This window comes from Amycolatopsis sp. WAC 04169 (assembly GCF_003947535.1).
Classification (GTDB): Bacteria; Actinomycetota; Actinomycetes; order Mycobacteriales; family Pseudonocardiaceae; genus Amycolatopsis; species Amycolatopsis keratiniphila.
On sequence record NZ_QHJI01000006.1, the window covers coordinates 293259 to 307566 of the forward strand.

14 protein-coding genes are annotated in these 14308 nt (G+C 63.9%); 1 reads left to right on the top strand and 13 read right to left on the bottom strand.

What is annotated here, in order from left to right:
• Positions 1-336 precede the first annotated feature (336 nt).
• Positions 337-957, top strand: coding sequence for an ATP-binding protein (locus tag DMC61_RS17515; protein WP_125690167.1), 621 nt, complete (start codon positions 337-339; stop codon positions 955-957).
• Here the strand turns inward: DMC61_RS17515 and DMC61_RS17520 are convergent.
• From DMC61_RS17520 to DMC61_RS17580, 13 genes are all read right to left on the bottom strand, one after another.
• Positions 947-2014, bottom strand: coding sequence for an HAD-IIIC family phosphatase (locus DMC61_RS17520; protein WP_370456414.1), 1068 nt, complete (start codon positions 2012-2014; stop codon positions 947-949). The two genes, DMC61_RS17515 and DMC61_RS17520, sit on opposite strands and share 11 nt — an antisense overlap.
• 29 nt (positions 2015-2043) lie before the next feature.
• Positions 2044-2739, bottom strand: coding sequence for a bifunctional 2-polyprenyl-6-hydroxyphenol methylase/3-demethylubiquinol 3-O-methyltransferase UbiG (locus DMC61_RS17525; RefSeq protein WP_199750023.1), 696 nt, complete (start codon positions 2737-2739; stop codon positions 2044-2046).
• A 53-nt stretch (positions 2740-2792) separates the two neighbouring features.
• Positions 2793-3818, bottom strand: a complete 1026-nt coding sequence (locus DMC61_RS17530; protein ID WP_158634099.1) for a radical SAM protein — start codon at positions 3816-3818, stop codon at positions 2793-2795.
• Positions 3819-3831: 13 nt separating this feature from the next.
• Positions 3832-5130: an MFS transporter gene (locus tag DMC61_RS17535; protein WP_158634100.1), complete on the bottom strand. Its 1299-nt coding sequence runs from the start codon at positions 5128-5130 to the stop codon at positions 3832-3834.
• A gap of 30 nt (positions 5131-5160) precedes the next feature.
• Positions 5161-5850, bottom strand: a complete 690-nt coding sequence (locus tag DMC61_RS17540; protein ID WP_158634101.1) for a 2OG-Fe(II) oxygenase — start codon at positions 5848-5850, stop codon at positions 5161-5163.
• Positions 5851-5869: 19 nt separating this feature from the next.
• Positions 5870-6187: an acyl carrier protein gene (locus tag DMC61_RS17545; RefSeq protein ID WP_158634102.1), complete on the bottom strand. Its 318-nt coding sequence runs from the start codon at positions 6185-6187 to the stop codon at positions 5870-5872.
• Positions 6184-7497 (bottom strand): AMP-binding protein, encoded by a 1314-nt coding sequence (locus DMC61_RS17550; RefSeq protein WP_158634103.1) that lies wholly within the window; start codon positions 7495-7497, stop codon positions 6184-6186. The genes DMC61_RS17545 and DMC61_RS17550 overlap by 4 nt, the downstream gene beginning before the upstream one ends.
• 32 nt (positions 7498-7529) lie before the next feature.
• Positions 7530-8732: an alpha/beta hydrolase-fold protein gene (locus tag DMC61_RS17555; RefSeq protein WP_148106753.1), complete on the bottom strand. Its 1203-nt coding sequence runs from the start codon at positions 8730-8732 to the stop codon at positions 7530-7532.
• A 79-nt stretch (positions 8733-8811) separates the two neighbouring features.
• Positions 8812-9690: a GNAT family N-acetyltransferase gene (locus DMC61_RS17560; RefSeq protein ID WP_125690175.1), complete on the bottom strand. Its 879-nt coding sequence runs from the start codon at positions 9688-9690 to the stop codon at positions 8812-8814.
• Positions 9683-11083 (bottom strand): radical SAM protein, encoded by a 1401-nt coding sequence (locus DMC61_RS17565; protein ID WP_125690176.1) that lies wholly within the window; start codon positions 11081-11083, stop codon positions 9683-9685. The genes DMC61_RS17560 and DMC61_RS17565 overlap by 8 nt, the downstream gene beginning before the upstream one ends.
• A 157-nt stretch (positions 11084-11240) precedes the next feature.
• A complete protein-coding gene (locus DMC61_RS17570; RefSeq protein ID WP_125690177.1) occupies positions 11241-11531 on the bottom strand; it encodes an Os1348 family NHLP clan protein in 291 nt (96 codons plus the stop codon).
• Positions 11532-11595: 64 nt separating this feature from the next.
• The gene (locus DMC61_RS17575) at positions 11596-13107 is read right to left on the bottom strand and encodes an aminopeptidase P family protein (protein ID WP_233594836.1); all 1512 of its coding nucleotides are present in this window, start codon (positions 13105-13107) and stop codon (positions 11596-11598) included.
• 41 nt (positions 13108-13148) lie between these two features.
• Positions 13149-14144: a ParB/RepB/Spo0J family partition protein gene (locus tag DMC61_RS17580; protein WP_233594837.1), complete on the bottom strand. Its 996-nt coding sequence runs from the start codon at positions 14142-14144 to the stop codon at positions 13149-13151.
• Between the last annotated feature and the right edge of the window lie 164 nt (positions 14145-14308).

The following is a 14308-nucleotide window of genomic DNA, read 5'->3' on the forward strand; positions in this document are numbered from 1 at the left end:
ATTCTCTACAACAGAGCTGGGGCTTCCGGCCACCACGAGTTCGCTCAACGTCGCAACAGGGGCGCAAGGCTGGAAAGCGCACCCTACTCGACAAATTGGAATACTACCAGGGGTTAGGCTCCACGCCAATGCAGGTACGCCCGCCCAGCCGCAGAAGACTGGTATGCAGCGGTACTTGACCTACTACGGTCGTGCGATTATCGCATACCCCGCGCCTCAACTAGGCAAGGCCATGTCACAATGTGATACGCCGGAACTCGGAGTCGACCTCGACCGCGCGGCTTTGGCGATCTCATCGTGAACTCGAGCTTCACTTCGATCTGCAATACTATGGCGATGGACCAGACGGGAACCCCTCGCCCCTCCATCACACATGACTGGGCGAGCGAGGTCGACATCGCCCATCTCGAACATATTCGTCGAAACCCCGAACTGTTCGCTCCTGGCGGTGTCGGGCATTTGATACTCGAAGTCTTTGCCTACGCTGACGAAGAGGCCGAGGCGAACAACGGCGGCCGGTGTTCGATCACGCTGCACGCCGACAGTTCGATCTCGGTGTCGGACAACGGCCGAGGAACCGCCACCGTTTTCGACGGCCATGGGCAGCCTGTCAAGAAGCCCGTCATGGTGTCGAAGGACCTCCGATTCTTTGACACACCTGACGCAGCGTCTCTTCCCGACGGCAACCCACGCCGAGGCATGTCGGTTGTCGCCGCGTTGAGCGAGTGGTTGGTGCACACCAACAGACGAGTCAACGGTTCCTGGTTACAGCGCTACGAGAACGCACTGCCGACGACCGAGCTCGTCCCCGTTGCCGGAGACGGAACCACTGGTACGTCAGTCCATTTCCGTCCCATTGAGGCCGTGCGCAGGCTGGGAGAGGCGGACGTCGACGACTTGCGACGCTGGACGATGTCGTCGCCGCACCTCTCGGTCGACGTCAGCCTCACCTCCTGAGATCGGGAGCCACCAACGTCATCGTCGCCGGAACCGGGCGTCTCTGAGGCACGAGGTGGCGAAAGCGGACGTCTCGGCGGTCACCGCCGCCCAGACTTTCGAGGCATGCGCAGTCGCCGTCGGCGAACCCGGCGAATCGATAAGCGATGTCCATCACGCGGTTCCGCTCGGTGCGGCGAAAGTCCGCCGCCAGGTGCACCTCGGCCTTTGCCGCCGCGTCGACTAGCCAGTTGAGGATCGCCGCGCCCGTACCGAACGACAGCACACGGCACGATGTCGCCAATAGCTTCAGATGCCACACCGATTCGCAGTAGGCAAGCAGCACCACGCCGATCGCGCCGTGCGAGCCGAACTTGTCCCTGAGCGTCACGACGAGGACATCTTGCTCCGGATCCGCCAACAACATGCGGAGGTCACCGCCGGAGTACTGCACTCCTGTCGCGTTCATTCGGCTGGTCCGCAGCGTCAACTCCTCGACCCGCGATACGTCGCTCTCGTCACCATGCCGGATCTCCAAGACTAGGTCCAGCGAGCGCAGGAAGTCTTCGTCCGAGCCCGAGAACGACTCACGCGCCTCCGTGCGCAGGGCTCCGGCCTGGTACCTCGACCGACGCTGCCGGCCATCCGCGGTGATCACGGCAGGGCTGAACTCCGGTCGGCTCGTCAGATCCGGCAGCTCATCAGCGTCATAGCAGCGCACGTCTGGATGGTGGTAGACGACTTCAGCCCGCTCTGTCGGCTGGTCGTCGATGAACGCTATCGTCCTGGGCGCGAAGCCGAGCTCGTCGGCGATCGCCTTCACCGACGCCGACTTCGGCCCCCAGCCGATGTGTGGCAACACGAAGTACTCGGCGACGCCAAGCGCCTCCAGCCGCGCCCAAGCGTGGTCGTGGTCGTTCCTGCTCGCCACCGACTGCAGGATGCCACGAGAATCGAGCTCGACGATCGTCGCCCGGACTTCCTCCGTCAGGGTTACCTCGGCCTCCAGCAACGTGCCGCGCCACAGCGTGTTGTCGAGGTCCCACACCAGGCACTTGACCAGAACCGGCTCATCCACCTCGGGACGCCTCCTTTCCAAAAATCGCATCAATCACGCCGCAACAGAGCTGTGAGGAGAAACGGCCAGCCGTAGCAGGGCGACGTGCTGGGTTGTTTGCGCATCGGCCGAATCTCCACCTCGGTCAGGCCGGAGAAGATCCACCGCAGTTCTTGCGGCGTATAAGCAAGACCACCGTAGAGCTTGCCGTCTCGGTAGAGGTCCGGGTCGGGAACCGGTGACCCCGACCCCGGGGCCCACGCAGCGAACGCGGCGAGCACCAGGTGCCCCCCAACCGCCAGGACCCGCTCCAACAACTGGAGATAACTGATTCGTCGATGCGGCGGCAAATGGTGGAAGAATCCCGAGTCCACCACTATGTCGTACGGGCCGGTCAGCTCGTCTCGGGTCAACGCGAACGCGTCACCGCAATGGAAAGCGATCTCCACCCGCGCTTCGGCCGCGCGGTCGCGAGCCCACTCGATGCCATCGGGCGACATGTCGACGGCGTCCACCCGGTAGCCGCGCGAAGCGAGGAAGATCGCGTTGCGACCGGGGCCACACCCTAAATCCAAGACCCGGCCCGGGCTGAGCCTGCCTGTGTCCAGGTAATCGGCAAGATGCTCGTCGGGCTTGTTGACGAAGAAGGGGACTGGACGGTTCCGGTCCGCGTAATACCCATCCCAGAACTCGGCTCCCCCAGCCGGTGTCCACCGGTCCTCCGCTGCAGGAAACAACCGGTCCATCAGGTCCAGGACATCGTCAACAGTGCGAATGTGCCGCGAGACAGGAGGCATCTTCAAGACCGATCACAGGATTCGGGCACCGGCAGCACCACCGCGCCGATCGGGGTTCCCAGAAAAACGGAACCGCGCGGAGTGAGGCCCGTCTGCGTGATCAGCCGAGTCGCATAGTCGCGCTTCACCACGAAACGCTCTCGTCCGTAAATCAAATAGCGGTCTCGCTGCTCTTCGGGTGTGAAGTTGATCGTGATGACATTCGCGCCTGCCATGAGTCCCCGATGCTGTCCTTCGCCCACTCGCTTCGACAACGCGCTCACGGCCGGAATGAGCCAGCTCGGTTGCACGAGACGAGAAGCAGCGATCGCATTCAGCGTCAACTCCACGTCACCACCAGGATGACCGGCGAGCGGAGTTTCCGGTGCCGGAACGAACGGCGCGACGCTGCACATGTGAACGCCCAGGTCGCGAGCGAAGATGATGTCCCTCGCCACACTGCGGACGTCCTGCCCAGGCAACCCGACAATCGATCCCGTCCCCACGCGATATCCCAGATCGAGCAAGTCGTGCAGACATTCCAACCGCGATTCCAGCGTTTCATGACGCATGCTTTTGTTCAGCTGGGAATCACTGGTCTCGTACTTGAGTATGTAGCTGGTTGCTCCCTGCTCCCGCAGGTACTCGTACTCGTCGCGACGCTTGTTACCGAGGTTCAGCAGCACCTCGACATTGTCGCCGTACATCTTCCGGATCCGCGGAATGGCCTCACCGACGACGCGCGTGGTCTGAGGCACCTCACCCCCCTGGAAGAACACGACATCGATGCCACTCGCCTTGATGGCCGCCGCAACGTCGACCAGGTCGTCCGAGCCGAGCCGAAACCCACTGTTCGCCCGAGTGTTGTCGCGCCGCATCGGGCAGAACTCGCAGTTGACGCGACACTGGTTGGTGATCTCCGCGACACCACGGACCACCACTTCACCGCCGAAGATCTCCGTGCGCTTCAACCGTGCTCGCGCAAAGAGCTCCTCCTGTTCCGGCCCGCGAAGTGCCAGAAGCTCCGAGACATCCTGCACATCAAGCATCTTCTGACACCTTTCACCCTTTACTATTGACAGCCGCAGCAGCGAGAGAGGTCTGCCCGCTCGGCGTGCGTCTGGATATCCACTGAACGGGCGCTGCGGCGACCGCGAAGAAGCCGGCGAGCAAGAACCAACCCCAGGCACCCCCGCCGGCCGCAATCCAGCCGAAGAGCGCAGGTGCCGCCAGATAGGCGATATCAAAGCCCATACCGAAGATCCCCTGCGCCCGCCCATAGGAACCCTGTGGAACAAGCTCGTAGAGCAGCCCGGTCGATCCGACCGAGTAAAGAACATCGCCACAGACAAGGGCAATTGTCAGCAGGATGACAATACCCAGTGCCGCGATCACACCAGCACGATGTGACAGCAGTGCCGCGACCGGGAACAGGGCCGCCGCGACCGCGAACAGTATCGCTCCGCTACGAGCGGCGTTGGCAGCGCGCCTGACTGTCGTGACGCGACGCGCGACCGGGACCTGCAGCAAAACGACGCCGACAGTGTTCGTGGCGAGCGCGACCGATACGGTCCACAACGGTACCTGCATGCGTGTCGAAACCCATAGCGGCAGTGCGATCGTCAGCATCGGCTCGGCCAACGAGAAAACGCAGTTCAGAACCATCAGTGCGACGATCCGCGGATCCCGCACGCCGGATTGCTTTTCTGGGGACTTCTGCACCGGGTCACTGTCGTCTACCGGATCGGGCTCGGCCGAGGTCCATCGCCGGGCACGCAAGACCAAGGAGCCGGTCGTCACCAAGAGGACGGCCTCTATCGAAAAGGAAACGGCAAAAGCCGTCCGGGAGCCGACTGCCAGCACGATCGCACCGATGCCGAGCCCCACGATCATCGCGGTGTTGCTCATGGCCCTCGTCATGGCGCGGAAACGCAACCTCCGGTCACGGCCCACCGCAGTGCCGATCAGGGATCCGAGGACAGCCGCGCTGCCACGTGCACACATCACCAGAACACTGAACAGACCCAGCCCGGCCAACGGAGACACGACTACGAGACACACTGTCACGATCGCCATCACCCACATCAGAAGGGCGTAGATCACGAATCCGTCGTGCCGATCGGCCAGCGCACCGATCGCCGGTCCGGCGACGAGCCCCAAGACGGCAGCGACACTTGCTCCCAATCCGTACACCGCCGGACTGAGGTGCTGCTGCCGGGTCATGAAGACGGCCAAGGCTGAGAACGATAATCCAGTGGCGACGTACAGACTGGCCAAAGCACAGGCAAGGCGGGTCTCGAGCGGTCCCCGCACTTCGTCACGCCACGTCAGCAACCAAAACCCTCGTACAAAAGAACCCACGTAGCACCTTCGATCAGGGAACAAGCACCGTCAGATCCTCGACCCGGTCGCGTCGGTGGCCAATCCGAGGAGCGCGCTACGCGCCTCCGAACTGCTCTGGTGCGGCTTTTTGGACACGAATCCGGTGAGCGTGCACCGCTGCCGCGCTGCCGTCGGATCCACCCGGTTGATCTGATGCACAGTTCCGGCCTTCACCAGCACGAGCCGGTTCGGCAGGGGAATGATCGCCGTCGGATTGGTCGGCGACTGACGAACCCTGTTCTCCATCCGGGCGATGAAGTCACCGCCGCCGCCTTCGTTCGACTGCACGGGGTCCTCGTCGAGGATCATCAGCTCACCACCCCACGACGCGTTCCAGGAATCGTGCAGAAAGAGAATGAACTCGCCTTTGCGCCCACCGCCGCTGTCGTTGTGCCAGCTGAGCCTGCTGCCGGGCGGGTACTGCCAGAAGGTGAACCCTATCCTGTCCCACCCGTCTCCCATCGGCCCGAACATCGCCGGTTCCGCAGCGACGCTCTTGCGGATCTTTTCGTAGGCCTTCGGCCTTCCGGTGACGCGGTCGACGTCGATAGTTCCTTCGAACACCGCCCCCTTGGACCGACAGGCCTTTCCGTCCGTGTCGGGGTAAATGACACTTTCGACCTCCGAGAACGTCGAGCGCACCATGAGTTTGCGTAGTTCACCGAGCGTCTCGGCATCCAGGAATTCGTCGATGACCACGAACCGGTCACCTCGCTGCCTAACCTGCATGTGCGTCTTCCCTTTCACTGCTTCGGTCGCGTTGATCGGGCCAGTTCCTCCGGTGACATGAGGCCGAAGCGAGAGCATCCGACCAGCCAGCGATCGTGCGGCGGCCCGAATTTGTCAACGCCTCGTCCGGTAGCTCGAATCCGGTCTCATTGGCCACCATCACCGCCAGCTTGATCCAATCCAGCGACCCCAGCCCGAGGTCGGCCAGGTCTCGATGACGGATGGCTTCGTCATTCACGATCGCGTCACTCGACAGGTGCCCGATGTCGACGTCTGCCGCGATCTTGACGAGCAGGTCGGCGATCACCGCCCCGAATTCCTGTTCCCGGGCGCTTCTCTCGCTGTTTTCGATGATTCCTCCTCACGTATCAAACCGATCAGGGCTTCACGATCGATCTTGCCCACTGCATTTCGAGGAATTCGGGAGCACTGCGTTATTCGTGGCCGGGGCACGCCGGGGCGGAGCGCGGAAATATACTTCCGCAGCACGCTCTCGTCGATCTTTTTCCCTGCTTCGACCACAGCATGGATATCTTGAGCTTCCGGCGTCTTTTCGCGATTCAAAACGACAAGGTGCACGTCGGTGACGCGGGCCATGGCACGCAGCCCTGGAACGATTTCGTCCTGATCGACGTATCTCCCGTTCACCCGGAGCGCCTCCTGGATCCGATCGACAAAGCGACAGGTGCCGTCGGTGTCGCGTTCGACGATGTCACCGGTGTGCCAGACGTCGACCGGGACACCGCCTTCGAGCGCTCCTTCGACGGGCGCAGCCAGCTTGAGCACAAGCTCGCCGCGGCCACCTGGCGCCGGGCTCCGGACGCCGACCCCGGCGATCGGTCGCCCGATACCCCGGGCTCCGAGGAACGTTCCGCCCGTTTCCGTGGAACCGTAACCGCGATCCAGTGGCCGACGGAACCGCTCCAGAAAGGCTCTGTCCAGCTCGTCCGGCACACTGCCAGCACCCACCAGTGCGGCTCGCACAGTCTTGTCACCATCGCGCTTCGCTTCGACCAGCAGCCGGGCGATCGGCGCAGTCAACGCGACCACCGACACCGCACCCGAATCCATCCGGCCAGCCACTGTCGGCAATCTGGTCGGCGGAGTCGTGTCGACGTCGCAGCCCGCGAGGAGCGCGCTGATTGTCACACCCATTCCATAGGAGTGGGTGACCGGTACAGGCACCGCGACGCGATCCTCGAAGGTCAACCTGAGGTATTCCCGGTAGCCGTTTGCTTCGGCACGCACGCTGGAAACCCCGCGCCGCGCGACTTTCGGTACTCCGGTGCTCCCCGATGTCGGCATCAGCACAGCAGTCCGTTCCAGCCCGGGGACAACACCGCGGCTTCCTGCCGGCGAAATTTCGAGACCACCGCGTAGCTGGCACTTGTCCCGAAGCGTGCTCGGCAGCTTCCCGCCGTGTGGCGTAACGAACGGAACTGCGTCGAGAAGCCAGGTCGCCACCATTCCGATGAGCAGGTCGGAGACACTCAAGTCCGTCAAGATGACGACGCTGTCCGGTCCTACGCCCCCGCTCCGGAGATCATCTCGAACCGTCTCAATGAGCGTGCTGCACGCTACGAGCGCACGGCCGTCGACCCGGGCCTCGCCGGACATGATCTCTTCCGCCAGACGACGTCGGCCAGAACTCATCGAAGTTCTCCCGCGTGGTTGGGGCGCTCCAGTGGGCCGGTGGTCTCCGTGTCGCCGAGATGGGGCAAGTAAGTTCGGACCGGTAACTCCACGACCTGCTCATCCATCAGCTCGTGATCGGCGGTGTCACGGTAGGACCGCACCAACCGCGCCATGTCCGGCCGGAAATCGAGGACTTCCCAGGAGCCGTTGATCTCTACGTCGATGCGTCCGGGCTTGAAAAGGTCACTGCGAAGATGGAAGTTCACCTGGTGGGCACCCGAGACCTGAACACTGATCGCACTCGTGGACAACCGCGCCGCACGGACCTCCGCGACGACGTGCGGCGCCAGCCGGTCGACACCGACCCAATAGGCCCGGCCGTGCCGGGCATCGAGTGCCCGGTGGGCTATCTCAGCCACCGCTCCCCTCCTACTCTGACTGTCCAACCAGGACACCAGTTCGCGGAACAGTGGCGAGGCTGCATCCTCGATTCCGATAGTGCTCAGGCTGTGCTCCCCGCCCGGAACTTCAACGTACCTCAGCGCCTCATGGTCGAGACTCCGCAGACAGTCCACGGATTCACGGTCGAACCTTGGAGATATCAGCGTGTCGGCGGAGCCGTGGACCACGAACGTCGGAAGCTTTAACAGGTTGCACAACAACGCCCGCTTCCGGCGATCCGTGCCGAACGCTTCCCACAGGGACAGTGCCCCGTTGACCGGCACCACAGCGCAGAAACGGTCCCAGTACCGCATCCCCAGATTCCACGCTGCCACCCCGCCCATCGAGGTCCCGAGAACGACACAGCGATCCGGATGGGCGTTCAGGTTCGTCCTGGCCCAGTGCACCGCAGCGAGCGGAAAGTCCGGACCACTGAGATCCCAGGACGGCGCGTCGAAGCGACTGCCGAACAACCCGGCCAGGTCCAGCCGGTTCGATCTGTTCGATACCGGCCGGGCAGTCGGGCACAGAACCGACATGTTCAGAAGGCCGGCGAACGCCTTGAAGCGTGGCAGCAGTTCCGGGCCACTCCCGCCGACGCCGTGGAGCACAACCAGAGCACCCGCCTGGCTACCGTCCACACCAGGCGGCGTGTAAACGGCCATTTCCGTCGTTCGGCCATTTACATCGGTCAAGACCACGTTGCGAGTTCCGGGTGCCAGTTGCGGAGACTGCTCACGGCCGCCCAGCAGGCGCCGCACCGCAACTACGTCCATTCGTGCCCGCCTGAAGCATTCCGTTGCGACGACGGGGTCATCGCCGGCGCACAGTGTCCGTGCCTCGTGGGGACGCAGCTCAGCCGGCATGGTGCAGTCCGAAAGCAGCCGGCCCGTCCCGGTCTCCCCGTTTTCCGAGGTCTTCGAACCGCAGCACCCCGATACAGGTCGGCATCCGGTTGTACCGGCGAGCCCGAGACCCGGCCAGTTGAAGTGCACCGATGATGTCAGCCGCCACCGTCGGGATCATCACTTCGCCGGCTCCGTTCGCCCGTGCCACCGGACCGACCGCCTTGATCAACGCGTCAAGCTGGTGGCGATCGGTCCCGAAGCTCGCATTCACCATGATCCGGCTGCCGTCCAACATCCAGTGGAACTTCCCCCGAGCGCCGTCGACGGGACCGCCATCCTCTGCGTCTCCACCGAAAAGATCGACCACGGGGGCCATGGGAAGGTCCGATTCCGGCTGCCGGGGCACCTCGATCTCCCCGTGAAATCGTGCTGGGCCGGCACCTGCGACCACAGGCGCTGACTCGTCGGCGGAGTCCAGCCGGATGGCGACCCGATAGATCGACGGCTGCCTGGGGCGAATGCGGAGGAGCTGGGCGATCCAATGTTCGGGCATGCCGTAGTCGAACCAGGCCGCGATTCCGGCGAGCCCCTCGTCCCTGGCGGCATCGCGCAGCGCGAAAGCCAGCCGTACCGCAGCACCCGATCCGCGCACCTCTTCGCTGACGTAGACGCCTTTCAAGAACAGATACGGCCCCCAGCGAAGGCTACGGTGCACCGCGCACAACTTACCGGAGGAATGGGCGAGACCGACCCATCGAGTGTCCGGAGCGGCCCCCAGTTCCTTCTCCAGCTGCGGCACCGTCAGACCTAGCCCGCCGCACAGCTGGTGGACCTCCGAAGTATCGGCCGGATCCAGTTCGCGCACCACACCATCGCCGTCAAGCACGGTCCGACGCCTCGCAGTTCCGGATCTCCACCACCGGCAACTGACGCCGCGTGATCGCGTTGGCCCGGCCACCCTGTGCCGTGTCGAAAGCCAGCTGGTCGAGCGGGATCTTCTTCATGGTCCGGCTGGCCGTGCGCCCACTGATCAGATTGAGCATCCGGCCCGTGACGAGGAACCGGCTGTCCAGCTCGCTGATGATCCAGGAGAATATCTCCGGATCCAGCGGATAGAACGTCGGATCGAGTATTTCGTCGTGGCTCAAACCGACCTGACGGGCCAACGCTGTCTCAGGAAGGATCCGGTAGCCGACGTTCAAGGTGAGTTCGTCGGACTCCAGGTGCTCGTTGATGTACCGGGCCGTAGTGCGAACGCTCTCCCGGGTCTCACCGGGGCCGCCGAGCACGACGCTGACCTTGAACTTCATCTTGCGGGATCGGCACCGCTCGATGAAGCGGGTGACGTGCCGGGTGTCGAAACTCTTGCCGAGTAAACGCATCACTTGGTCGTCAAGGCTGTCCGGGGACACGATCACCGGACCAGCGTTGCTGACGGAGACGAGGTCGGCGAACTCGTCGTCAAACGGCTTCGGGGTGAAATAGGCTGACCAGGTCAGCCCGGGCAGGTCCGCGGCGATCACCGTCCTGACCACGTCCTTGGCGAATCTGAGCTCGCTGTTGAAGATACCGTCGGTGAAGAACACGTCCCGGATCCCGCTTTCGTGGGCCTTCCGCAGCTCTGTCGCGATCGACTTCATCGGTTTCAGGTCACCGGCGTTGTCCCCGCTGACATACGCATACGGACAGTAGACACATCCCTGGTAGCAGGTCTTGCGCTTCGTCTCCAAGCCGATGGACCCGTTACGGGAGGCATAGGCCCTCATCAACGAGACCGGATGTTCGAGTGTGTCGAGGACGAACCCCGGATAGCGGCCGCCCGATACGGTGTGCTGTGAACCGGCGTACCGGTGTGGATTCGCCGCTATTTCCAGCATGACGCTCTCGCCAGGCCCTACGACGCCGACGTCGAATCCCAGGCGGCTGATGAGCTGTGGCGCGAACAGGCTGTAGCCCGGCCCACCGCCGACCAGCAGGGGACGATCGCCGCCCAGCACGTCACGCACTTTGTCGAGGAAGCTCTCGTAGTGCGCGACATGTCCGTCACAGGACAAGTCGATAGGGTCGATGTTCCTGATCGTGAAGCCGATGACGTCCCACGCCCCCTTGACCCACGAGAGGGTCTGGAGCGCTGACGGATCTTCGACGAAATCGACCAGCCGGGTGCGATGACCTTCCCTATCCAGCGCATCCTGGATGCACCGCAGGCCGATCGGGAAGATCGGGTCGTTCCCTGGCATCGGAAGACTGCCGAGGTTGACGAGCAGAACGTTGGCCATTGAATTCCTTCAGCTTCGACCCGACCGGCGATTATTGCCGAATTCACCACATTCCTCGCCGTGCCACCTGATGCACGAAAAGAGACACGGCGAGGAATGATCGGCGCCTCATCCAGCACATGGATCCATGCCGACTATGTGCCGGAGCAGAACTCGATCAGGTGTCGCAGGACGGCATCGTGATCGAGTAGAGGAAATTGCCGTCGACCAGATTGAAGAGCGCCTCGCAGGCAGCGTCGAACCGCTGGGGATCGGTCTGCATGATGAAGTCGATCTCCTCCTTGTCGAAGGACAGGCCCGCTTCTTCCAGTGTCACACGCGGGGAGGTCGCTAGGTTTTTCGCGAACTCCTCGTCATAGGTGAGACGTCCAATGAGCGCGTCGATGGACATGACCGCCCTCGGCCCGGATCCCACGGACTTGCGCGGAATTTGCAGTGCTTCAGTCACGCCTATAGCTCCTCTTGTTTGCCGGTGATTACGTCACAACATTACTTTTCGACGATACAGGGCGTCAATTTTTCCGCCGTTTCGAACGCACCCAATTCTCAACTTCATCGGCACTGCGCGGCAGCGCGGCAGTCAGGTTTTCACGGCCATCCTCGGTGACCAGGATATCGTCCTCGATACGGACACCGATACCACGATATTGCTCCGGGACAGTCAGATCGTCGGGCTGGAAGTAGAGGCCGGGTTCGACGGTGAGCACCATTCCCGCTTTGAGCACGCCGTCGACATAGTCTTCACGCGGGGCGCCCGAGCAGTCGTGGACGTCGAGACCGATCATGTGCCCGGCGCCGTGCAGCGTGTACCGGCGGCTCAGGCCCAGTTCGAGGACGCGGTGCGCCGGGCCTTCCAACAGGCCCCATTCCACGAGCCGCTCGGCGAGCGTGCGCTCAGCGGCCTCGTGGTAGTCGCGGAATCGAGCGCCCGGTTCGACTGCCGCGATCGCCGCCTCCAGCGCGTCGTGGACCGCATCGTAGATCTTCCGCTGAAGCTCGGTGAATGTGCCCGAGATCGGAAAAGTACGCGTGACGTCCGCGGTGTAGAAGGTGTCCGTCTCCACTCCGGCGTCTAAGAGGAGCAGCTCTCCGAGACGTATCGGCCCGTCGTTGCGCACCCAGTGCAAGGAGCACGCGTGCGCACCGGCCGCACAGACGGAGGTATAGCCGACGTCGTTTCCGTCCACCCTGGCGCGGCGCCAGAACGTCCCCTCTACCCATCGCTCACCGGCGGCGATCGCCTGGTCCAGCTCGGCCACGACATCGTCGAAACCGCGCATGGTCGATTCGCATGCCCGGCGCAGCTGGTCGATCTCCCATACGTCCTTCACCAACCGGGCAGCGGCCAGGTTGGCCTTCAATTCCTGGTCGCGCTGCTCGGCAGCGATGGACTTTCCGACTTCACGCGGTCCGCGCCGGTCCGGTTCCAGCTCGGCCAGCAGCGTGTCCAGCACGACATCGTGCCCGCGCAGCAGCCTGGACGGCACTCCTGGGCGGGCAGTCACGGCTTCCGTCAGATCTGTCGGCAGCCGGCCGATGTCCTCGACCGCGAGGCCGAGTTCACCCGCTGTTTCCGTCAGTGAGCGGCGCCGGCCTGCTTCCAGCTCACCGCGTCCCGACAACCAGAACTCGCTACTGTCCGGGCTCATTCGCGGCAGCAAGTACAGCTGCTCATCATGACCACCGGCCGGATTTGGTTCGAAGACCAGCACCGCGCCTTCGGTCCGGTCTCCGGTGAGGAACACGTACTCGCTGGTCGGCCGGAAGCCATACTTGGTGTCGTTCACCCGTGTCTTGGCAATCCCGGCCGGGATCACCAACCGCTCACCGGCGAAGGCCGCGGACAACGCTTGACGCCTTTTCGCCGTGTAGACCGATTGCTCGGCTGGCACCGAGTTGCGCTCAGACGTCTCCGCCCAACCTGAACACATGAATTCCAGGAGCTCTTCGGAATAGATCCGTCTCGAAGCGGTCGACAGCCGTCCTTGTCGTTCCTTACCAAGAAGCTTGCCGTTGTCGGTCAATGGTATCCCGTTCCGGTCGACGATTTTTCCTCGGCCAACACTCAACCCGACTCGGCACCCCGGTCGTCCCGGCATTCGAGGCGCTCCGCGAAACCCCTCCACGCCAGTGCACATTCACGCGCGAGTCGGACGACCCTTTCGCGTTGGTGAACAGGGACCCGGAGCACCATTTCGTCCCATTGGCCGTCGTCGATCGCGGCACACCCGATCAGCCGGAGCAGCACCCGCCCGGCTTCGCTGAAGCGCAACGAGGGATCGCTGGCGAGCAGCGCGACGAATTCGGCGGACGAGTCGTCGCGGGCGCTCACTCGGGCGCGCTCCCTGCCGCGGCCGACGTCCGGGGATCGCGGTCCGGTGAGCCGGGCAGCGCCCCCCGATGGCACGTCCGCAGCGGGCACCGGCGCCCCTGAGGTATCCCGTCTCCGCTGCCGCGGCGTCACCGGGGACTCGCCACGCGCGAGCCTGGCCCGCACGTCCTTCGCCGTTGACGGCGAGATACGCGCCGCCTTGGCGATCTCACGCAACGACGCGGTCGGATCGGCTGCCATTAGGTCGGCGGCACGCCGGCGCGCCTCGGCGCCGTCGACCGGCCTCATCCGGCCGTCGCGGCCGACCCTTACGTTCGACTGTCCGATCCGATCGGTCGAACACCCGCGGATCGTCGCGACCGTGCTGGCCGCCAGGCCGGTGACCGCCGAGATCCGTCGGTCCGACCACGTCGGGTGCGAGTCGACGATGCGGGCGGCCGCGACCTTGCGATCGGCGGTCGACAACGGCAGCCCGTGCGCGTGGTTGAGCTCGACAGCGAGCACAAAGGCATCGGCGTCCGCGCCCGTGAAGTACAGCACGTCGACGGCTTCATCCCCCCGCATCACGGCCGCCCGCAGACGGTGCATCCCGTCGATGACCTTCATCGTCGGCCGGTGGACGACGATCGGCGGCAGCGGGGTGTCCACCGCAGCGAGCATCCTGGTGTGGTCTAACTGTTCGCCATGGACCCGCGGGGAATCCGCAGCGACCAGCCGGGCGATCGGCACCTTGACCGGCTCCTCGGAAAGCCCACCTCGACTGGCAAGCAGTTCCTTCACAATTTGTCCCCTCCCTGTGCCCTGTCAGGGGCCAGGCCAGGACGGCCGCCGCCGGTCAGTGTCGGGCGCTCCGGGTGACGGCCGTCCTCCCCCTTCGGACACCGAGAGCCTCG

What these genes read in the sequence shown, in the direction of transcription:
- DMC61_RS17515 (WP_125690167.1), top strand. Translation starts at nt 337, where the DNA reads ATGGACCAGACGGGAACCCCTCGCCCCTCCATCACACATGACTGGGCG.
- DMC61_RS17525 (WP_199750023.1), bottom strand. Translation starts at nt 2,739, where the DNA reads ATGGACCGGTTGTTTCCTGCAGCGGAGGACCGGTGGACACCGGCTGGG.
- DMC61_RS17530 (WP_158634099.1), bottom strand. Translation starts at nt 3,818, where the DNA reads ATGCTTGATGTGCAGGATGTCTCGGAGCTTCTGGCACTTCGCGGGCCG.
- DMC61_RS17550 (WP_158634103.1), bottom strand. Translation starts at nt 7,497, where the DNA reads ATGTCCGGCGAGGCCCGGGTCGACGGCCGTGCGCTCGTAGCGTGCAGC.
- DMC61_RS17555 (WP_148106753.1), bottom strand. Translation starts at nt 8,732, where the DNA reads ATGGACGTAGTTGCGGTGCGGCGCCTGCTGGGCGGCCGTGAGCAGTCT.
- DMC61_RS17565 (WP_125690176.1), bottom strand. Translation starts at nt 11,083, where the DNA reads ATGGCCAACGTTCTGCTCGTCAACCTCGGCAGTCTTCCGATGCCAGGG.